Annotated in this window: 18 protein-coding genes; 13 read left to right on the top strand and 5 right to left on the bottom strand. The window is 40.2% G+C overall.

Annotated elements, in window-relative coordinates:
- Positions 1-17: 17 nt before the first annotated feature.
- From BC751_RS05620 to BC751_RS05580, 9 genes are all read left to right on the top strand, one after another.
- Complete coding sequence (locus tag BC751_RS05620; RefSeq protein WP_130274687.1) at positions 18-530, top strand: RNA polymerase sigma factor; 513 nt, start codon at positions 18-20, stop codon at positions 528-530.
- Positions 531-536: 6 nt separating this feature from the next.
- Positions 537-2,018, top strand: a complete 1,482-nt coding sequence (locus tag BC751_RS05615; RefSeq protein ID WP_130274686.1) for a phytoene desaturase family protein — start codon at positions 537-539, stop codon at positions 2,016-2,018.
- Between the two features lie 21 nt (positions 2,019-2,039).
- Positions 2,040-2,882: a phytoene/squalene synthase family protein gene (locus BC751_RS05610; protein WP_130274685.1), complete on the top strand. Its 843-nt coding sequence runs from the start codon at positions 2,040-2,042 to the stop codon at positions 2,880-2,882.
- Between the two features lie 102 nt (positions 2,883-2,984).
- Positions 2,985-3,830, top strand: a complete 846-nt coding sequence (locus tag BC751_RS05605; RefSeq protein ID WP_207226842.1) for a 4-hydroxy-3-methylbut-2-enyl diphosphate reductase — start codon at positions 2,985-2,987, stop codon at positions 3,828-3,830.
- A gap of 27 nt (positions 3,831-3,857) precedes the next feature.
- Positions 3,858-4,571 carry a fatty acid desaturase gene (locus tag BC751_RS05600; RefSeq protein WP_130274684.1) on the top strand — a complete coding sequence of 238 codons (714 nt, stop codon included), beginning with the start codon at positions 3,858-3,860 and terminating at the stop codon, positions 4,569-4,571.
- 80 nt (positions 4,572-4,651) lie between these two features.
- A complete protein-coding gene (locus BC751_RS05595) occupies positions 4,652-7,057 on the top strand; it encodes a TonB-dependent receptor (protein WP_130274683.1) in 2,406 nt (801 codons plus the stop codon).
- Between the two features lie 84 nt (positions 7,058-7,141).
- On the top strand, positions 7,142-8,275 hold the full coding sequence (locus BC751_RS05590; RefSeq protein WP_130274682.1) for a BamA/TamA family outer membrane protein: 1,134 nt from the start codon (positions 7,142-7,144) through the stop codon (positions 8,273-8,275).
- A 6-nt stretch (positions 8,276-8,281) separates the two neighbouring features.
- Positions 8,282-8,926: a TatD family hydrolase gene (locus tag BC751_RS05585; protein WP_130274681.1), complete on the top strand. Its 645-nt coding sequence runs from the start codon at positions 8,282-8,284 to the stop codon at positions 8,924-8,926.
- Entirely contained in the window at positions 8,919-9,647 is a 729-nt protein-coding gene (locus BC751_RS05580; RefSeq protein WP_130274680.1) for a tRNA threonylcarbamoyladenosine dehydratase, read from the top strand. The genes BC751_RS05585 and BC751_RS05580 overlap by 8 nt, the downstream gene beginning before the upstream one ends.
- Positions 9,648-9,693: 46 nt before the next feature.
- Here BC751_RS05580 and BC751_RS05575 read toward each other — a convergent pair whose 3' ends face one another.
- The gene (locus BC751_RS05575) at positions 9,694-10,161 is read right to left on the bottom strand and encodes a MaoC family dehydratase (RefSeq protein ID WP_130274679.1); all 468 of its coding nucleotides are present in this window, start codon (positions 10,159-10,161) and stop codon (positions 9,694-9,696) included.
- 183 nt (positions 10,162-10,344) lie between these two features.
- On the opposite strand from BC751_RS05575, the gene BC751_RS05570 reads away from it, so the two are divergent.
- From BC751_RS05570 to mtgA, 4 genes are all read left to right on the top strand, one after another.
- Positions 10,345-12,183, top strand: a complete 1,839-nt coding sequence (locus BC751_RS05570; protein WP_130274678.1) for a DUF3857 domain-containing protein — start codon at positions 10,345-10,347, stop codon at positions 12,181-12,183.
- 1 nt (position 12,184) lies between these two features.
- On the top strand, positions 12,185-14,128 hold the full coding sequence (locus tag BC751_RS05565; RefSeq protein WP_130274677.1) for a DUF3857 domain-containing protein: 1,944 nt from the start codon (positions 12,185-12,187) through the stop codon (positions 14,126-14,128).
- A gap of 70 nt (positions 14,129-14,198) precedes the next feature.
- Positions 14,199-15,020, top strand: a complete 822-nt coding sequence (locus BC751_RS05560) for a class I SAM-dependent methyltransferase (RefSeq protein WP_130274676.1) — start codon at positions 14,199-14,201, stop codon at positions 15,018-15,020.
- Positions 15,021-15,024: 4 nt separating this feature from the next.
- On the top strand, positions 15,025-15,720 hold the full coding sequence (gene mtgA, locus BC751_RS05555; protein WP_130274675.1) for a monofunctional biosynthetic peptidoglycan transglycosylase: 696 nt from the start codon (positions 15,025-15,027) through the stop codon (positions 15,718-15,720).
- 3 nt (positions 15,721-15,723) lie between these two features.
- On the opposite strand, the gene BC751_RS05550 is transcribed toward mtgA, so the two are convergent.
- The 4 genes from BC751_RS05550 to BC751_RS05535 form a co-directional block, all read right to left on the bottom strand.
- On the bottom strand, positions 15,724-17,244 hold the full coding sequence (locus BC751_RS05550) for a GH3 auxin-responsive promoter family protein (RefSeq protein WP_130274674.1): 1,521 nt from the start codon (positions 17,242-17,244) through the stop codon (positions 15,724-15,726).
- Positions 17,244-17,981: an LPS export ABC transporter ATP-binding protein gene (gene lptB, locus BC751_RS05545; RefSeq protein WP_130274673.1), complete on the bottom strand. Its 738-nt coding sequence runs from the start codon at positions 17,979-17,981 to the stop codon at positions 17,244-17,246. Before lptB ends, BC751_RS05550 begins: the two co-directional genes overlap by 1 nt.
- Before the next feature lies 1 nt (position 17,982).
- A complete protein-coding gene (gene recJ / locus BC751_RS05540; protein ID WP_207226841.1) occupies positions 17,983-19,707 on the bottom strand; it encodes a single-stranded-DNA-specific exonuclease RecJ in 1,725 nt (574 codons plus the stop codon).
- Between the two features lie 141 nt (positions 19,708-19,848).
- Complete coding sequence (locus BC751_RS05535) at positions 19,849-20,442, bottom strand: YceI family protein (RefSeq protein ID WP_242617380.1); 594 nt, start codon at positions 20,440-20,442, stop codon at positions 19,849-19,851.
- Positions 20,443-20,553: the final 111 nt, after the last annotated feature.

Here is a 20,553-nt window from a genome sequence, read left to right as displayed (position 1 = left end):
ACAAAAAAACGAAAGCCATGACAACTCTAGAATTCAGTTACTCGCTCAACAAGTTATCCAGTTCTTTGAAGCCTTTCGCCCTTAAATTGACCAGAGACATGGACGATGCCAATGATCTATTGCAGGATACCATGGTGAAAGCCTTCACCAACAAAGACAAATTCACAGAGGGAACAAATCTAAAGGCATGGCTTTATACCATCATGAAAAACACTTTTATCACCAATTACCAAAGGATGGTGAGAAGAGGTACTTTCGTTGATACCACGGACAACCTCCATTATATCAATTCTGGCGATATCCTGGTCGAAAACGGTGCCTATGGTGATTTTACGATGGATGACATTTATGCAGCTATTGAAAAACTGGAAGATGTCTACAAAACTCCCTTTATGATGCACTACAGGGGCTTCAAGTACCATGAAATTGCCGACAAACTAAATATTCCTATTGGAACTGTAAAAAATAGGATTCATATTGCCAGGAAACTTTTGAAAGAAGACTTACACGTATACCAACACAAAAACTAATCGACTATGCCGCAAAAAAAGGTGGTAGTTATCGGATCCGGATTTGCGGGTTTGTCCACAGCTACCCATTTGGCACATGCAGGATATCATGTAACCATACTTGAAAAAAATATTACCCCCGGCGGAAGAGCCCGAAAGTTCGAAGCCGAGGGTTTTGTTTTTGATATGGGGCCATCCTGGTATTGGATGCCTGATGTTTTCGAAAAATATTTTGCAAATTTTGGGAAAAAGCCCTCCGACTACTACAACTTGGTCAGGCTTGACCCTTCTTATACCGTGGTTTTCGGGGAAAACCAATTTGTAAATATTCCAGCAGACCTGAAAGCCTTCAAGGCTCTGCTAGAAAGCATGGAACCCGGAGTAGGACCAAAGTTAGATGCATTCTTGGAACAAGCTGCCTACAAATATAAAGTTGGCATCAATGACCTGGTATACAGACCAAGCAGGTCGCTTTTTGAATTCACCAACCCCGGCCTTTTAGCAGATATCATCAGAATGGATGTCTTCCAATCCATGGCCAAACACGTCAGGAAATTTTTCAAGGATGAACAAATCATCCGGTTGATGGAATTTCCAGTGATATTCCTTGGAGAAACCGCGGAAAACATTCCTGCGCTCTACAGCTTGATGAATTATGCAGACATAGTCTTGGGTACTTGGTATCCTATGGGGGGTATGCATGAAATCGTAAAAGGCATGGTGAGTTTGGCAGAAGAAAAAGGGGTGAAAATCCATCTTGGAGCCGATGTATCCCATATTGATGTCCAAAGTGGAACAGCAAAAAGTGTTGTACTGAAGAATGGACAAAAGTTTGAAGCAGATGTGGTGGTAGCTGCGGCTGATTATCACCATGTAGATAGTCAGCTTTTGGCCCCTGAATTCAGAAACTACAACGAAAAATACTGGGACAAAAGGGTCATGGCCCCATCATCCCTCCTGTTTTACCTGGGAATAGATAAAAAACTTGAAAACCTTACCCACCACTGTCTTTTCTTCGATGAGCCAATGGGGCCCCATGCCAATGCCATTTACAAAAATCCAAGGTGGCCGGAAAGACCGCTGTTCTATTTGTCAGCAGCCTCCAAAACAGACCCAAGTGTAGCTCCTGAAGGTAAAGAAAACCTGGTCATTTTGATTCCTTTGGCACCGGATCTGGAAGATGGAGAAGAAATCAGGGAGAAATATTACAACATGGTCATGGACCGCTTAGAAAGATTGACAGGACAGGAAATAAGAAGTCATGTGATTTTTAAGCGCTCCTATGCCCACAGTGATTTCAAATCAGATTACAATGCCTTCAAGGGAAATGCTTACGGCCTGGCCAATACCCTATTGCAAACAGCCATACTCAAGCCATCTTTAAAGAGCAAAAAAGTCAAAAACCTGTACTACACCGGCCAATTGACCGTACCTGGTCCCGGGGTTCCTCCAACAATCATTTCTGGCCATGTAGTAGCAAGAGAAATCATAAAAGAAAACAATTTGTAGATAAATTGGTATATTATAGGTATGGATGCAAAATTGCTTTTTGATCAGACCACATTTGAATGCAGCAAGTTGATAACCCAACGTTACAGCACAAGCTTTACTTTGGGTATCAAGACCTTGGACAAAAAGTTCCATTTGCCTATTTATGCTATCTATGGCTTTGTCAGGTATGCCGATGAAATTGTTGATACCTTTCATGACAAAGACAAAAAAGCCTTGTTGGATCAGTTCAAAAAAGATACCTACGAAGCCATAGAAAACAAAATCAGTTTGAATCCGGTCCTTCATGCATTTCAGTTGATCGTCAATCAATACCAAATCGAATTGGATTTGATTGAGGCATTCTTGAAAAGCATGGAGATGGATCTGGATTTCAAAACCTACAATGATTCAAAATACCATGAGTATATCTACGGATCAGCGGAAGTGGTTGGATTGATGTGCTTGAAAGTTTTTGTAGAAGGTGATCAAAAGCAATATGAAAGCCTGAAATCCCCTGCCTGTAAATTAGGCGCTGCTTTCCAAAAAGTTAACTTCTTACGTGACATCAAGAGCGATTTTGAAGAAAGAGGGCGGGTATATTTTCCTGGAGTCGATTTTAATTCCTTCGATAAATCTGCAAAAGAATTGATAGAAGAAGATATACAGAAAGATTTTGATGAGGCACTTGATGGCATCAAAAGGCTTCCCAAAGGTGCTAAGCTGGGAGTGAAGGTCGCATATCTTTATTATCAAAAACTTTTTGATAAAATCAAAGGTTTACCAGCGGAGACCATTACCCAAAAACGGATCAGGATTCCCAATACAAAGAAATTATCTCTTTTATTGGGGACATACTTCGGAATGAAATTAGGCTTTAGCTAAAATTATATAAATTATTCCTCTCCATAGAAACTTTGCTGTTTTTTATGGATGTTTAGATACGGAAGTGCCAAAACAATTCAGAAAGTCCAAAGTTTATAGCTTATGTTGAACTTGCAAGTACATATTGACCAACACTCAGGTTTCTGTTTTGGTGTAGTCTATGCAATAGAAATGGCCGAAGAAATCCTAGAAGAGCAAGGATACTTGTATTGTTTGGGAGATATCGTTCACAATGACGAAGAAGTCAACCGTCTTACACAAAAAGGGCTTAAAATCATTGACCACAATCAATTAAAAAGCCTCCGGGATGAAAAAGTCCTGATCCGGGCACATGGTGAACCTCCTTCTACTTATGAACTGGCTATAAACAACAATCTGACACTAATAGATGCCAGCTGTCCTGTTGTGCTCAAACTCCAAAATAGAATTAAAAACTCTTTTGATAAAGATGAAACCATCTATATCTATGGCAAACATGGACATGCTGAGGTAGTGGGGCTACTGGGACAGACCAATAACAAAGCAGTTGTATTTCAGGACATCTCCGAATTGGATCTGCCTTCACTGCCCAAGAACCTGACACTTTACAGTCAGACCACCAAAAGCACGGATAAATTTTACGAAATCAATGATATTCTAAAAGAAAATGGCATCTCGGTCAATACCAATGATACCATATGCAGGCAGGTTTCTAACCGGGACAAAGAGTTAAGGGAGTTTGCAGATAAGTTTGATAAAATTATTTTCGTAAGCGGAACTAAATCCTCCAATGGAAAAGTTCTTTACAATGTCTGCAAGGACAAAAATCCGAATACACACTTTGTTTCCAATCCTGAGCAGGTAAACAGAGATTGGTTCTCTGAAAACGAAACTGTCGGAATCTGTGGGGCTACTTCCACTCCTATGTGGCTCATGGAACAAGTAAAAGAAAGGATTGAGAAGTTTTAAGAAACGCCTCCCTTTTGTGCAAAAGAAATGACATCAAAAGAAAAAACTACTTCAGATTCCCTTGGCTACAAAGGAATTCTTATTGCTTTGAGCATCATGCTTACTTGGTTGGTTTCTTTGGTGTTTTTGTTACAATGGGAAATAAACTGGAAAAATCCACTTACCTACCTTGCCATACTTTTCCAAATGCACCTTTATACGGGTTTATTTATTACAGCACATGATGCCATGCACGGTGTGGTGGCATTCAATAAAAAAATCAATCATACCATAGGCTGGATTGCAGCGATTCTGTTTTCATTTAATTTTTATTGGAAGCTTTTCCCGAAACACCATGAACATCATCGCTATGTCGCCACGGACAAAGACCCTGACTATCATGCCTCTGGAAATTTCTTCCTTTGGTATTTCAGCTTTATCAAACAGTATTTAAGTATTTGGCAGTTTCTCTTAATGGCAATAAGCTTTAATATCCTCAAACTGTTGATTCCAACGGAGAATCTGATTGTGTTTTGGATGTTACCAGCTATACTTTCCACCTTACAGTTATTTTACTTCGGCACTTATTTGCCACACATGGGAGAATCTGACAACAAACATCACTCCCATAGTCAAAAGCAAAACCATTTTTGGGCTTTTATTTCCTGCTATTTTTTTGGCTATCACTATGAACACCATGATTCTCCCGGAACACCTTGGTGGAAACTTTGGCGGGTAAAGGAAGCCTATGGAAAAAATTAAAATTTTTAGCAAAAAAATATACTTTCTGCAAAACAAAATCTTGTAATTCCAGCTTACATAGGGGTCATACATTTATACATATGAGACTTTCATTTCTATTATTAGCAATTTTATTTTCATTTAACCAGGCCATTGCCCAAATGGGTGAAATACGGGGAAGGGTTTTTAATCCAGTCAATAATGAAGGGATCCCCTTTGCCAACGTGGCCATATTAGGTACCGACTATGGTACTGTCACAGATATAGATGGAAACTATGTGCTTTCCAATCTTGAACCAGGTCTTTACAATGTTAGGGCAAGTTTCATAGGATACAGATCCCAAACCCGGTTTGAAATCCAAGTTACCAGAGCAAGAGCAGTTCAGCTGAATTTTGAACTGCGGGAAGAGGCTTCCGATCTCTCCGAGGTTACGGTCAATGCAGAGTTTAGCCGGTCGGATGAAACTCCCATTTCAGTAAGAAGACTGAATACCAATGAAATTGAAAGATACCCAGGTGGCAACAGGGACATAAGCAGGGTAATCCAGTCACTTCCAGGTGTCGCCAGTACCGCAAGTTTCAGAAATGACATCATTATCAGGGGAGGAGCTCCGAATGAAAATAAATTCTTCATAGACGATATTGAGGTTCCGGTTATCAATCACTTTGCTACCCAAGGTTCTTCAGGAGGTCCTGTTGGTATCCTCAATGTCAACCTGATCAAAAATGTAGATGTCATCACAGGTGGTTTTCCTGCAGATAGGATGAATTCACTCAGCTCTTTCTTCAACTTTGAACTGAAAGAAGGTAGAAGTGACAGGATGTTTACCCAAATGACCATTGGGGCGAGCGAGTTCACATTTTCCAATGAAGGGCCTTTGGGAGAAAAAACAACCTACCTCATTTCTGCAAGAAGATCATATTTACAGCTACTATTTAGGGCTTTAGGCCTTCCCTTCCTCCCTGATTTTTATGACTTTCAGGTAAAAACTGTCACCAAAATCAACGATAAGACTGAACTGACCTTTTTGGGTGTAGGCGCTATCGACCTCTTTTCATTGAATTTTGATGAACCTAGAAACGAAACCATTGAAGAGAGAGAGTCCAGGTTATACCTTTTGGATAACCTTCCCATCTCTACACAATGGAACTATACCACCGGGCTGAGGCTGAAAAGATTTAGAGAAAATGGCTTTTGGACGTTTATCCTGAGTAGAAACATGCTTAATAACCGCTCCTTCAAATATGCAGGAAACGACGATTCTACAAGGGACAATATATTGTTTGATTACCTGTCCCAAGAAAGTGAAAACAAGTTCCGTGCAGAAAATTCCATCTTCAAAGGACCATTCACGTTGAAATATGGGTTCAATTATGAATTTTCACGATTTACCATCAGCAATTTTGACCGGTTTACTTTGGCCCCCATCGGCCAGGTTATCAATGTGAATGATAAGTCTTTCTTTAATAGTTATGGAGGATTTGTATCTGCCAGTAAAAACTATCTCAATGAAAGGTTGCTGATTAGTGGTGGTGTAAGAATTGACGGAAGCGATTTTGGGCAGACTGCACAAAACCCCCTGAATCAAATCAGCCCCAGGGTTTCTGTTTCCTATCAGTTCAAACCGAATCTGTTCTGGACCACCAATGCAGGAATTTATTATCAAAGGCCTCCTTACACAGCATTGGGATTTAGAAATAATGAAGGGGAATTGGTCAATCAATTGAACGACATCCGCTTCATAAGATCCACCCAATTCATTACAGGTATAGAAAAAGTTGTGCCACAAAAGAGCAGAAGATTCGGAGTAGAGGCATTCTACAAACATTACAATAACTATCCTTCTTCTGTTATCAATGGGATTGCCTTGGCCAATTTAGGAGCAGATTTTGGAGTAATCGGAAATGAAGAAGTGAGGTCTGATGCACAGGGAAGAGCTTATGGATTGGAGTTTCTGGCACAACAACGCTTCTTTAACAACTTCTATGGAATCGGTGCTGTCACTTTGGTTAGAAGTGAATTTACCAATCCCAATACTGAAGGCTTCATCCCTTCTGCCTGGGATAACCGTATTATCGTAAGTTTAACTGCTGGAAAAAGATTTGGAAAAAATTGGGAGCTGGGGGCCAGATGGAGATACTTGGGCGGTACTCCGTATACTCCAATCGATGTGGAAACTTCCACTTTGATAGATGTCTGGAATTTGAGGGGACAGCCTTTATTGGATTTCAACCAAATCAATGCCTTAAGACTACAGGCATTCCATCAATTGGATCTCAGAATTGACAAAAAATACTTCTTTAACAAATGGAACCTGAACTGGTTCATCGATATTCAAAATGCCTATAATTTTGAAGCGGAACAGCCTCCTTTGTTAATTCCTGTCAGAAATCCTGATGGAAGTATCAAAATCAACCCCAATGATCCAAGCAGATATGAAATGCGGCTCATAGATAACCCCGCAGGCACTTTGTTACCGACTATTGGTCTGATTGTGGAATTCTAAAATTCAACAATATGAAAAGATCTAAAATATCCCTCACTTAAAGTAGTGAATCAAAAAATACGGGATTTGATTACCTTTGCCCCAATGAAAAAATTTTGCTTTTCCTTGGGGCTATTTTTTTGCAGTTTCTTACTTCAAGCACAAGAACTTGAAAAAAAAGAAACCAAAGGCGGCATTGATAGGCTTTTTGATTTCGGGGATCAGGTAATCGATTTTATATCCAGTGACAAATGGACGATCATACCTGCAGTGGTTTACAGCCCGGAAACGAATTTGGGTCTTGGAGCAAGAGCCCTAAGGATATTTAGGCCTCAGGGTGAAAAAGGAAAAAACCTTAGACCCTCCACTCTACCTATTACCTTTTTGTACACTTTCAATAATCAAAGCATTTTTACTACAGAATTGGAATGGTGGGCGGATGAGAACAAGTCGTATCTCAATGCAAGGCTGGAACTATCCAATTTTCCTTTTAAGTACTATGGAATAGGCGATTTTGCGGCGAGGAGTCCTGGAGAACCTTACACTACACGGTATGCTTCCTTTCAAATTAATTATGAGCGGATGTTTTTCAAAGGATTATACTTGGGGCCTAAATACGAGTTCCGTGCAGATGACATATCCAAAAGAGTAGAAGGTGGATTACTGGAGACAGACAGGCCCTTAGGTTATGATGGACAAAGAATATCCGGATTGGGACTCGTTCTCAACTATGATACCAGAGACAATATTTTCCAACCTCACAAAGGCTGGTTTAACCGAATGGGTTATATGGATTACAGCAATTTTTTAGGCAGCAATTTTGAATTCAATCAATTCATTGTCGACCTCAGAAAATATTTAACCATAAAAAGACAAAATTCATTAGCGCTGCAAAGCTGGTGGAGTTTTACATCTGACAAAGCCCCTTTTCAAAACATCTCTTTGATAGGGGGAAGTGACAGGATGCGGGGATATTTTGAAGGCAAATATAGGGACCAACATGCCATGGTACATCAGGCGGAATACAGATTCCGGGTTCACAGAAACCTCGGCATGGTGGTTTTTGGACATATGGGACAAGTAGCTGGAAACTTACAGCAATTTGATTGGAAAAGGTTTAAATACGGAGGAGGATTTGGCTTAAGGTACAAAATCACAGAGGATGGGTTGAATATCCGGCTGGATTTTGCTTTTGGTGACCAACGTGCATTTTATTTCGGCTTGAATGAAGTCATTTAGGAAATCATGACCTATTTGGATATCCATACCCACCAAGAACCCAGATCCAACCGGATCTATAATTTGCTGGATAAATCCCCCCCAAACTCCCCCTATTCTTTTGGAATTCATCCCTGGTACCTGGACAACAATTGGAAGAATCGGATAAATGAAATCGAAAACAAAATCCATGATCCCAATCTTTTTGCCATTGGGGAATGTGGATTTGACCTCCTTAGAGGCCCGGAGGAGAATTTGCAAGTAGAGGCTTTTATGGCGCAGGCAAAACTTGCCAAAAAACACCATTTGCCTCTAATTCTCCATTGTGTGAAAGGACTCCACCTATTACAACAATACCTGAAAACTGAAAAAAATCCTCCTTTTATTATCTGGCATGGCTTCAACCAAAAGGCAAGAATAGCTCAGAGCATTTTACAGTTTCCGGTTTACTTTTCTTTTGGGGAAGCCATATTTAAGGAAGGTTCTAACGCCCAAATTTGGCTTAAAAGTTGTCCTCTGGACCGTATATTTTTAGAAACTGATACCTCTGAAAAAAATATTTCCTCCATTTATGAACAAGCTTCCCTAATTTTGCGCCTTCCTGTCCAAAGCTTGGACAGACAACTTAGAGAAAACTGGAAAAAAATATCAAAAAGAGGAATTGATGAATGATTTTGCCTGGCTTTCACGGACGGAACTGATAACAGGACGTGAAGGATTGGAAAAGTTAGCGAAAAAACATGTGCTGATAGTGGGCTTAGGGGGAGTGGGTTCCTTTGCTGCGGAGTTTATTTGTAGGAGCGGAATTGGCGAAATGACCATTATCGATGGCGATGTGGTGGACATCAGCAATTGCAACAGGCAGCTGCCTGCCACCCAAAAAAATGTGGGACAATCTAAGGCCGAATGGATGGAAGAGCGCCTTTTGAGCATCAATCCAAAGTTGAAAATCCATGTGATCAAAGAGTTCTTAAGGCCTGAACCCATGACCCAACTTTTGGCTGAAAACGAGTTCGATTATGTGGTGGATTGTATTGATAGCTTTACTCCAAAATTACATTTGATTGAAGGGGCCTACCGAAGGGGATTTCCATTGGTCAGCTCTATGGGGGCAGGTGGAAAGGTAGATCCAACCCAAATTCGGATCGCGGATATTTCTAAGACTTATAATTGTAAACTGGCGAGAATGGTCAGGAAAAGGCTCAAAAAGAGAAATATCTTTAAAGGGTTCAAGGCTGTATTTTCCACAGAACTTTACATCAAAGAGAGTTTGATGCTTACTGATGGCCGGAATTTCAAAAAATCAGCATACGGAACCATGTCCTTTTTGCCAGCAGCTTTTGGTTGCAGTTGTGCATCCGTGGTGGTAAATGATTTACTTTCAGGGAATTAAAGGAATTTCCATACGGTGAAAACATGTCACCGTATGGATTGGTTATTTATGCATGGAAATGGTATAAAAACACCAAAGTTCCGGTAAAGGCAGGTTTTCTTTGGTCTTTGATTTCCAGTTTGACATCCACTTCAGCTTTGATAGTACCTCTTAAGTTGACCACGTTTTTTAGATGGGCATTCAGCCTGACTTCATTATTGACCAGGACGGCCTGTGCGAAACGCAGGTTTTCAATCCCGTAATTGACCATCATTTTGAGATTTTGCACATGTACAATCTGTTCCCAGAGATAAGGTACCAAAGATAAGGTCAGGTAACCGTGGGCTATGGTGTCTCCAAACGCTCCTTCTGATCTGGCCCTCTCCGGGTCAGTATGGATCCATTGATGGTCCAAAGTCGCATCGGCAAATTTATTGATCTGCTCTTGGGTGATTTGGTGGTAATCAGAAACACCGAGGTCCTGTCCAATGAATTTTTCGAAGTCTTCAAAACTTCCAATAGTGATCGGGTTCATTTCTTTTTGTTTCTATATTGGCTGGTAAAGGTAAAAAAAAACTGGACACCCTAGCCCCAAACAGTCATAACTTTGAGGCTTGATAAATTCTGTTTTTGAAAATAAACTCCTATAAAATATTTTTTCTTCATCGCTTTGAAATACAAACTAAAAGAATACTTTTGTCTTATTACTCCAAGTTTTATGAAGTTCTTAATTGTATGGTTTGTTTTATTTTTTCACCTACAAGGAATTCAAAAATCCATGCATGGGACGCTGGAATTATTCCCAGACTCAATTTTAGAAAAAGAAGATAAAATCACCTTAATGGAGGATTTTTCTGTGGTGTATCAAAGTCACATAGTGTTGGAAATTTATAACCCATCAGGATTAACCCATGCCACTACCAAATTGCCGGAAGATGCATTGAATAAAATCCAATATTTTGAGGCCAACATCATCGATTTAGTAAGTGGAAAAACGATTAAAAAAGTTAAACTCAAAGACCTCAAATCAATATCATACCAAGATCAAATTAGCCTATATGATGATACACAAATCAAAATTTTTGAACTGGAAGGCATTGCTTTACCGGCAAGAGTAGAAATCAGCATACAGCGAAGCAGTTCCAGCAATTTTTTTATTGAAGATTGGTATCCAATTATGTACTACAATCAGAAAGTAAGAAAAGCAAAACTTGAGTTAAAATACCCTAGAATACTTGGACTAAGGTATAAAGAACAGGCTATAAATTCTGCCGTATCAGAAATCAAAGCAAGTAAAGATATCACGCTAAATTGGCATCTAGAAGACCTAAGCATCATCGAATTTGGTTCTGATGAGGTTATTCCGGTGATCGAAATCGCACCTCAAAGATTTTCTTTAGAAGGTTACACTTCAAACATGGCTAGTTGGGAAGGTCTTGGTGCTTTTATTGCACAACTGAACCGTCAAAAAGATGCTTTACCCTTGAATTTCGCAGATGAGGTAAAACAAATGGTGGAAGGCATTGAAGATGAGTATGAAAAAGTTTCGGTCTTGTACACTTACCTTCAGAAAAATTACCGATATGTTGCCATTTCATTAGGAATAGGCGGCTGGATGCCCCGTCCCGCCAACGAGGTTGTTGCTACCAAATATGGTGAATGCAAAGCTTTAAGCACTTTAATGAAAGGAATGCTTTCCGAAGTTGGTATTGAGTCTCAATATACGCTTGTCTTTGCAGGCGATGACCACAAGCCTTTAGACCGGGATTTCCCTAACAATAAATTCAACCATGCCATGCTTAGAGTTCCCCTTAAAGATGGAGTGATTTGGTTAGAATGTACCAACAGTTTTTTACCTGCCGGATTTTCTGGAGATTTCACTATGAATAGGGATGTTTTGGTAGTTACTGATAAGGGAGGGTTTTTAGATCGTACACCTGATTACCGCCAACAAGCCTATAACTCTATTGAAACCATCTACGAAATAGAATTACTTGGAAATGGTGACGCTCGTTTAAAAGGTTTATCTAAATTTTCAGGTTTCCCAAGTATTGGTTATTTACACCTTGAAAAGCATGGAGGAGAAAAACAAAGAAGAGATTATCTGAACCGTGAATTAGGTGGTACAGGAATTTTGATTCAGAATTATAGCATTGAAAAAGTTACAATAAAAGAGATTCCTGTGACTTTAATCAATTTTGATGGAATGATTCAAAGGTTTGGACAGCAGACTGCAAAAAGAATCATTTTACCGAGTCATTGGAAAAAACTTGATCCATCTATGATTACAAATGGTGTCTTGAATTGGAAAGAGGAATACATCATTCGTTCAGAAAGAGCCGTGGAAATGGAGTCTAATGAATCAAATGTCAAAATTGAATCAGATTTTTACTCTTTTCATTTGGAAAGCAAAGTGAGTTCAGAGGGAATAAAAATCAGTAATCAACTTGAAATTAATCTTCCAGCAGACGCATCCCACGAAACTAAAGAAAAATTAGTCACAAGCATCAACCAGGAATTTCTTAAACACCAGCTTTTATTAAAAAAATTAGAATAACATGAAAAACCAGCGCTTTTTCCTTTTCTTCTTAGGAATCCTTCATTTCCCTTTATCTATTCTAGCCCAGGAAATGAAATTTGGCAAATACTCTCTAACTGAAATCAATTTACAATCAGTTGATTTTGAACCTGATGCAAATGCAGTAGTCTTGGAAGAAATTTCAAAAAATCAATTTATGGGAACTGTTCAACACGCCGATATACACCGTAGAATCAAGGTGCTCAAAGAAACCGGTAAAAATCAGGGAAATGTATCTATTAGATACTACTTCGGAAAAACCGGCATTCAGGATGTTTCCAGATTGACGGCTCAGACTGTAAATTTTGTAAATGGTGAAGAACGGATCACCAAACTATCAAAGTCTGACTTTTTTGAAGTGGAGCTGGATAATGGATGGAAGGAAGTTCGGTTTACTTTTCCCAATGTAGAGCTGGGCTCAATTTTGGAATATAGCTACCATAAAACGGACAAAAGCATTGCTTTTCTTGAGAGTTGGGTTTTCCATAATACTATTCCAACAATAAAATCGACCTATTCCATAGATTTACCCTCTTATCTCAATTACCGTTTTCTTGCCCAAGGAGAAAAAACCCTAAATACACCTTTTAAAGGTCAAAGAGATGGCTTATATAGTTGGACTGTGAAAGAACTGCCTTCTATTAAGGAAGAACCAATGATGTCCAATTATCGGGATTACTTGGAAAAAATTGATTTCCAATTAGCAGGATATGCATTTGTCAATTCCAGTGAATATGGGGGAAGATCCGGTTTTAAGGATACCTTCACTACTTGGCAAGATCTGACTAAATTCATTACAGAGTTGGAAGAGTTTATCCCCTACATGAAACCGAATGCTTCCCTTAAAGGACAATTGGGAAATTTGAATATTACAGGAAGTAATGAAACACAAAAGGCCAAAGAAATTTATAACCATGTATTGAACAACTTTACTTACTCAGCACTGGGAGGTTACTTCCCAAAAAATAGTTTGAAGGCTGTTTTGGATTCCAGAAAAGGCTCAAGGGCAGAAATTAACCTAACACTTATGGCATATTTGAGGCAAAATGGACTCATCGCAAACCCACTACTTATAAGTTCAAAAGGTAATGGGAGGTCAAGATTGGTAGATACTCCATTTATTGATCAATTTGACCAAATGATCATTCATTTAAAAGCTGATGGTAAAGATTATTACTTGGATGCTACCAACAAAAGTTTTCCTTTTGGATATCTCCCTTTTAACATGCATGTGGCTTATGGCTATTTATTACATGACCAAAACAGTGGATTGGTTCCTATAAACCTAATGCACAGATCAGGCGCCTTACAGATGACAAATATGAAGATGGGAGAAGACGGAAATTTTGTAGCTTCATCCACAGTAAGGTTTTCGGAATACGATGCTTTAGAAAAAAGAAATGGAATAAGTTTGTCAGACGAAAAAAAGATCAAAGAACATTGGTTCGGCAGTCAACAAGACAAAGTCTCTGATTTCACTATTCTTGAAAAATCTGAACCAAGACTTCAATTAGAAGCCAAATACTCCTATATAGAGAAAATAGGTTCCCAAAACTCCATGGTACTTATTTCTCCCTTCCAATTGTTCCGATGGTCTGAGAATCCTTTCAAATCAGAATATAGAACTTTCCCAATAGATTTTTCATATACTTTCTTAGACAGCTACACTACCATGATTGAGATCCCAGAAGGCTTTGAACTGGATGATTATCCAGAAAATGCCGAAGTCGCTCTTCCGGGTGGAGACGCTACATTTAGTTACCAAGTAACCACCATAGACAATACCGTCAAGGTTAGCGCAAATATTAATCTCAAATATCCATTGGTTTCACCTTTAATTTATGCTGAACTAAAGTATTTTATGGAAATGATCACGGGGAAATTGACTGAGCCCATTATCCTTAAGCAAAAGGTGAATCCATAAAATCACTTTTGAAAATGCCCTTTATTATCAGCAGAAAAAAGCCTTATTTTGCTGCATAGTACCAAGAACGATGAAGCAAAATCCATCTGAGAAAAAGTATATTCATGGCTATACAGCACTTGAGCAGGAACGTTTACGTGAACAGGCACTCGTCATAGAAAAGCCAATTTATGACTTCATCGACTTTGCCAATGTAAAAGACTTACTTGAAATTGGCAGCGGGGTAGGCGCCCAGACTGAAATCCTGTTGAGAAGATTTCCACAGCTTCAGGTCACAGGTGTGGAATATGAAGCACTTCAGATAAAAAAGGCGCAGGAAAACATGAGCAAATTGGGATATGGTCCCGAAAAGGTCCGATTTATACAGCAGGACGCCACTGCGCTGGATTTGGATAAAACTTTTGATGCGGCTTTCATCTGCTGGGTGCTGGAACATATCCCTGACCCGGTCCGCGTCCTGAAAAGCATGAAGCCTTTTTTGAAGCCAGGAGCAAAAATTTCTGTCACTGAAGTGTTCAACAGCAGCTTTTACACCCATCCCTATTTACCGGAGGTCATGGACTATTGGGGAATTTACAACAGCTACCAGGTTTCCATTGGCGGGGATCCGCAAGTAGGCGCCAAACTGGGAAATTTATTACAGGAAGCAGGCTATAGAGACATTGATCTGAGAAGTGGGGGATTTCACCTAGACAGTAGAATGCCCGATGAAAAACAAACCGTTTTTACCTATTGGAAAAACCTGATGAGTTCAGGGGCGCCTTTGCTTATCCAGGAAGGACTCATTACTGCCACCCAACTCAAAGCCATGCAAGATGGTATGGATCGTCTGCGGGAAATGCAAGATTCTGTCTTCTATTATAGGTTCATTCAAGCCACTGCTTACGCATAATCGTATGAAATTCATCAAAAAAATATTTAAAGTCCTCTTTCAAATCATTTTATGGTTTTTCATACTGAGCATAGGTTTCACGGTAATTTACAGATTTGTACCGGTACCCATCACCCCATTGATGGTAATCCGTTTGTATGAACAGGCCAAAGATGAAAAAAAGGAACTTCGGCTATACAAAGACTGGGTGTCCATCCAAAAGGTTTCCAAACATGTTCCACAGGCAGTGGTAGCAGCTGAGGATCAAAAATTCATGGACCACAAGGGCTTTGATTGGGATGCCATGGAAAAGGCCTGGGAGCAAAACAAAAAGGGAAAAAGAATCAAAGGGGCCAGTACCATTTCACAGCAAACTGCAAAAAATGTATTCCTGTGGCCCGCCAGAACCATGGTCAGAAAGGGCTTAGAGGCATATTTCACCTTTTTGATCGAAACTTTCTGGTCAAAAGAAAGGATCATGGAAGTGTACCTCAATGTCATTGAAATGGGTGAGGGAATATATGGTATTGAAGCAGCAGCCCAGTATTACTTCAAAAAACCGGCTGAAAATCTAAGCCGCCAGGAAGCGGCTCTAATCGCTGCAGTATTGCCGAATCCCCGAAGGTGGTCTCCTGCCCGGCCTACTCCTTATATACAAGGAAGGCAGGTTTGGATACTTGGGCAGATGAATAATATCAAACCTGTGGGGATGGGCAAATGATCTTTATCTTAAAATAGAAAGTACTTCCTCCAGGTATTCCCTGGTGTTGGAGAGCCGGGGGACTTTGTTCTGACCTCCCAACTTGCCCTTATTTTTTAACCATTGTGAGAAAATCCCTTCTTTTACAAAATGAACTTTGGGGGCAGATAGCGCTAGATCTTTGTAGCGCTTGGCATCATAATCTGAATTGATTTCCCGGAGGGTTTCATCCAATACCATGATAAACTTCTCTTGGCTATCAGGCATGGTTTTGAATTCAATGATCCACTCATGTGCTCCTTTACTTTTTGAATCACCAAAATAAAGTGGCGCGGCAGTAAAGTTAGTGATGGAAGACCCTGTTGCCTCAGCGGCTGCTTCAATGGCTTTCTCCGCATTTTCAACAATCACTTCTTCCCCAAAAGCATTGATGAAATGCTTGGTCCTGCCTGAAATTTTGAACCGATAGGGGCTGGTTTCTGTAAACCTGACCGTATCACCAATCTTATACCGCCATAGGCCGGCATTGGTAGTAATGAGAATGGCATAATTTTTACCAACTTCAACTTCAGACAAAGGAATGACTTTGGGGAATTCTTTTTCCCATTCCTCCATGGGGATAAATTCATAAAAAATCCCATAATCCAACATCAAAAGCAATTCCTCGGAATCCTTTTGGTCCTGGATTCCAAAAAATCCTTCTGAGGCATTGTAGGTTTCCATGTACCTCATTTTTGAAGAAGGAATCAATTCCTGGAAAAGGTTCTTATAAGGCCCAAAAGCCACTGCCCCATGAAAAAATACCTCCAGATTGGGCCAAACTTCAAGAATATTTTTGGCTTTTTTGAGATCCATAATCCGCTGTAGCAGCACGATGGTCCAGGTGGGAACCCCTGAAATACTGACCACATTTTCATTCATAACCTCTCTGGCCATTTTTTCTATTTTGCTTTCCCATTCACTCATCAAGGCCACTTCCAAACTTGGAGTTCTCGCAAACTGTACCCAAAGGGGTAAGTTTTCCATGATTACAGCTGAAATATCACCCACCTGGATCTCACTCGCAGGATCTATTGGGTTCTTTCCTAAGCTTCCACCTATACTTAAGCTTTTACCTGAAAAAACCCGGCTATCGGGGTAGTTATTTACATATAGCGAAAGCATATCCTTGCCCCCTTTGAAATGACAATCTTCCAAGGCTTCCTGGGAGACGGGAATATACTTACTGCGGCTGGAGGTAGTTCCTGAAGATTTAGAAAACCAAAGAATCTCCGAAGGCCAAAGCACATTTTGTTCTCCCTTCATGATCCGCTCAAAGTACGGGCGCAGCTCTTCATAGGAATGCACAGGTATCCTTGAGGCAAAATCCCTGTAGTTATCGATATCATTGAATTTGTAGGTTTTCCCAAATGATGTCCTTTTGGCTGTTGAAATCAATTCTTCGAGGATCTGTTCCTGAACCTCGATGGGATTGCGCATAAAATTCTCTATCTGCCCGATACGGTTTTTAAAAATCCAGGTCAGAAATGTGTTGACTACTTCCATCAGTTAAAAACTTTTCTCTTGAGTTCAAAGTGTTGTCCCAAATATACCCTTCTCACCTGCTCATCAGCCGCCAGCTCCTCCGCTGTTCCCGCCTTCAATAATCTTCCCTCAAACATCAGGTAGGCGCGGTCAGTAATAGAAAGCGTTTCATTGACATTATGATCAGTGATCAAAATGCCGATATTCTTATTTTTTAGTTTGGCCACTATGGTCTGAATTTCCTCCACTGCTATCGGGTCTACACCCGCAAAAGGCTCGTCTAAAAGTACAAATTTAGGATCAACGGCGAGGGCCCTGGCTATTTCAGTCCTTCTTCTCTCCCCTCCTGAAAGAACCATACCCAGGTTCTTCCTTACATGGGTCAGACTGAATTCTTCCAGCAAACTTTCTACCTTTTCCTTCATCTCAGCTTTCGTCTTATTTGTCATTTCCAAGACAGCCATGATGTTTTCCTCTACGGAAAGTTTCCTAAAGACTGAAGCTTCCTGTGCAAGGTATCCTATACCGAGTTTGGCCCTCTTGTACATGGGCAAACCTGTGATATTCTGGTTTTCGAGAAAAATCTCCCCTTCATTGGGCTGTATCAGACCCACGATCATGTAAAAGGAAGTAGTCTTCCCCGCCCCATTTGGGCCCAATAAACCTACAATTTCCCCTTGTTCCACCTCGACGGAGATATCATTTACCACTTTTCGGCCTTTGTAAATTTTCACCAAATGCTCAGCCCTAAGTTTCATATCAGTCAAATTTGATGTCTTTCACGTAAAGTTGAAGACTGCTGTTGTTTCTAAAAGTATTTTCTCTGATTTCAAATGCCAAATCAAATCGCATTTTACGCATCAACATTTTATAAATGATTTCATCCGGATAGATGTTTTTATCCGCCAGCCCAAAGGCAATGCATACCGGCTTGGTCTCTTGTCCATCCTGCACCACATTGAACCGCAGGTGCTTATCCTTTAAGATACGGACATTTTCTGCATATACTTGCCTTACCGTAAAGATAGGCTCAGGATTGCCTGGTCCAAAAGGCGCCATCTGTTTGAGGATATTGTAAAATTTATAATTGATCTGATCAAGCAGGATTTCATCATCAATTTCCAAAACCGGCTTCATGTGGATTTCATCCAGTCTTGAACTTACCACTTCTTCAAATTTAGCCTGAAATGCGGGAACATTATCCACAGACATGGTCAAGCCAGCCGCATACTTATGACCTCCAAACTGCTCCAAAAGATCGCTGCATTCCGATATGGCCTCATAGATATCAAAATCATAGACAGACCGGGCGCTCCCTGTGGCTTTGTTATTGGATTCGGTCAGGATGATTGTCGGTCTGTAAAATCTCTCTATACACCTTGATGCCACAATGCCTATCACACCTTTATGCCAATCTTCCTTGAAAAGCACGGTAGTTTTCATCTGCCTGACTTCCTCGATACTTTCAATCATCGAGATAGCCTCTTTAGTGATGTTTTCGTCAAAGTTTTTCCGGGCTGCATTAACCGTATCCACCAATTCAGCCCTTGCCAAGGCATCTTCCAAGTCCTTGGAAATCAAAAGCTCCACAGATGCCTTGGCATGTTCGAGCCTTCCTGAAGCATTGATCCTGGGTCCTATTTTGAAAACAATATCCGAGATTTCAATTTCCTTTTCAATCTTACTGCGCAGGATCAATGCCTTGATCCCCGGTCTGGGATTATTGTTGATCCTTTCTATTCCATAGAAAGTCAAAATCCTATTTTCTCCTGTGATGGGAACAATGTCAGCAGCAATACTTACCGCCAACAAATCCAAAAAGGACATGACCTTACCCGGCTCATCTCCCATAAGATTGGAGAAAGCCTGTATCAGTTTAAATCCGACACCACAGCCACTCAGTTCTTTGTAGGGATAATTACAGTCTTGCCGCTTTGGGTCCAGAATGGCCACAGCCGGAGGCAACTCCTCTCCCGGGGTATGGTGGTCACAAATAATAAAATCTACCCCTAATTCTTTGGCCATAGCCACTTTGGAAATGGCCTTGATGCCACAGTCCAAAGAAATGATAAGTTTGAAATTATTCTCCGCTGCAAACCTTACCCCCTTTTCGGAAATTCCATATCCCTCTTTGTAGCGGTCTGGAATATAAAAATCAACATGAGGGTAAAAGCGGCTCAGATAACCATACATCATGGCCACTGAAGTCGTCCCATCAACATCATAATCCCCATATACCAAGATCTTCTCCTCATGCTGTATAGCTTTGGCCAGGCGAGCCACCGCTTTATCCATGTCCTTCATCAACATCGGATCATGTAGCTTATCAAGATCAGGCCTAAAAAAATCTTTGGCTTTTTGGAAAGAATCTACTCCCCTGTTGACCAGCATATTGGCCAAGGTAGGATTAACATTGATTTCTTTGCTAAGGGATTCCACAGTCTTAGGGTCGGCCTTTTCCCTGATCATCCATTTATACTCCATAGGGCTAAATTACTAAAGTAAGCGGCTTTATTGGATAGAACAATCCCATTTATTTTTGGAAGGTTCCAAAAATGCCTTTGGATTTAAAAAAGAAGTCCCGGACTTTATAAAATCCGGGATCCAATAAACATTGGCTTTTTATCAATTGGCCTTCGCTACTAATCTCACTTCCAATTGCACTTCATCGTAAATCAAACGGTCTGCCAGTCCTTCAAAAAAACTTCCTGAACGGTATTTAATGTCATATTTGGTCCTGTCAAAGGTGATATTTCCTGTCGCGGTAACTTCTCCTCCCTTCACCTCAACAGTAGCAGGAAAGGTCACTGGATTAGAGATTCCCTTGATCACCAAATTACCAGTGATCTGATAATCTTTGCCATTGGAAGTTTTTGCTTCTGTAATTTTTAGACTGGAAGTTTTGAACTTATCCACTGAAAAGAAATCATCGGATTTGAGATGATCCGTTAATCTTTTGTTGGAACCTGCATCCGTAATGTCTTCCACAGTGATGGAGGTCATGTCGATTTCAAAAGAACCTCCTTGTATTCGGTTGTTTTGGTAATCCAATTCTGCCTGGGAAATTTTTACTTTTCCAAAATGTGTCCCTGTGACCTTACTGGCTCGCCATGTTACCGTACTCACATTCTTGTCAACCGTAATTTTCTCAACTTCTTTGGCCGGAAAATCAGAAAAGGCCAATAAAGCACTCATTAGGATAATTGAAATGGTTTTCATTTTTAGGTCTGTTTAATTGAAAATTTGAGAGGTTTGTTGATATGCCTTATAGACTGATTTCCATCCCAAAAGGTTTAAACCACAGTTTTCAAATTCAACCTACTCTTCGCA

Origin of the sequence: Cecembia calidifontis, assembly GCF_004216715.1 — a bacterium.
Classification (GTDB): Bacteria; Bacteroidota; Bacteroidia; order Cytophagales; family Cyclobacteriaceae; genus Cecembia_A; species Cecembia_A calidifontis.
The sequence above is the reverse complement of the archived record's forward strand: the minus strand, read 5'-3'. Positions and strand labels throughout refer to the sequence as shown.

Excerpts from the sequence above, each read along its gene's own strand:
- BC751_RS05575 (WP_130274679.1), bottom strand. The coding sequence starts at position 10,161 with ATGAACCCGATCACTATTGGAAGTTTTGAAGACTTCGAAAAATTCATT.
- BC751_RS05595 (WP_130274683.1), top strand. The coding sequence starts at position 4,652 with ATGAGACTTTCATTTCTATTATTAGCAATTTTATTTTCATTTAACCAG.
- BC751_RS05535 (WP_242617380.1), bottom strand. The coding sequence starts at position 20,442 with ATGAAAACCATTTCAATTATCCTAATGAGTGCTTTATTGGCCTTTTCT.
- recJ (WP_207226841.1), bottom strand. The coding sequence starts at position 19,707 with ATGGAGTATAAATGGATGATCAGGGAAAAGGCCGACCCTAAGACTGTG.
- BC751_RS05550 (WP_130274674.1), bottom strand. The coding sequence starts at position 17,244 with ATGGAAGTAGTCAACACATTTCTGACCTGGATTTTTAAAAACCGTATC.
- BC751_RS05560 (WP_130274676.1), top strand. The coding sequence starts at position 14,199 with ATGAAGCAAAATCCATCTGAGAAAAAGTATATTCATGGCTATACAGCA.
- BC751_RS05600 (WP_130274684.1), top strand. The coding sequence starts at position 3,858 with ATGACATCAAAAGAAAAAACTACTTCAGATTCCCTTGGCTACAAAGGA.
- BC751_RS05565 (WP_130274677.1), top strand. The coding sequence starts at position 12,185 with ATGAAAAACCAGCGCTTTTTCCTTTTCTTCTTAGGAATCCTTCATTTC.
- BC751_RS05620 (WP_130274687.1), top strand. The coding sequence starts at position 18 with ATGACAACTCTAGAATTCAGTTACTCGCTCAACAAGTTATCCAGTTCT.
- mtgA (WP_130274675.1), top strand. The coding sequence starts at position 15,025 with ATGAAATTCATCAAAAAAATATTTAAAGTCCTCTTTCAAATCATTTTA.
- BC751_RS05610 (WP_130274685.1), top strand. The coding sequence starts at position 2,040 with ATGGATGCAAAATTGCTTTTTGATCAGACCACATTTGAATGCAGCAAG.
- BC751_RS05605 (WP_207226842.1), top strand. The coding sequence starts at position 2,985 with ATGTTGAACTTGCAAGTACATATTGACCAACACTCAGGTTTCTGTTTT.
- BC751_RS05580 (WP_130274680.1), top strand. The coding sequence starts at position 8,919 with ATGAATGATTTTGCCTGGCTTTCACGGACGGAACTGATAACAGGACGT.
- BC751_RS05585 (WP_130274681.1), top strand. The coding sequence starts at position 8,282 with ATGACCTATTTGGATATCCATACCCACCAAGAACCCAGATCCAACCGG.
- BC751_RS05570 (WP_130274678.1), top strand. The coding sequence starts at position 10,345 with ATGAAGTTCTTAATTGTATGGTTTGTTTTATTTTTTCACCTACAAGGA.
- BC751_RS05615 (WP_130274686.1), top strand. The coding sequence starts at position 537 with ATGCCGCAAAAAAAGGTGGTAGTTATCGGATCCGGATTTGCGGGTTTG.
- BC751_RS05590 (WP_130274682.1), top strand. The coding sequence starts at position 7,142 with ATGAAAAAATTTTGCTTTTCCTTGGGGCTATTTTTTTGCAGTTTCTTA.
- lptB (WP_130274673.1), bottom strand. The coding sequence starts at position 17,981 with ATGAAACTTAGGGCTGAGCATTTGGTGAAAATTTACAAAGGCCGAAAA.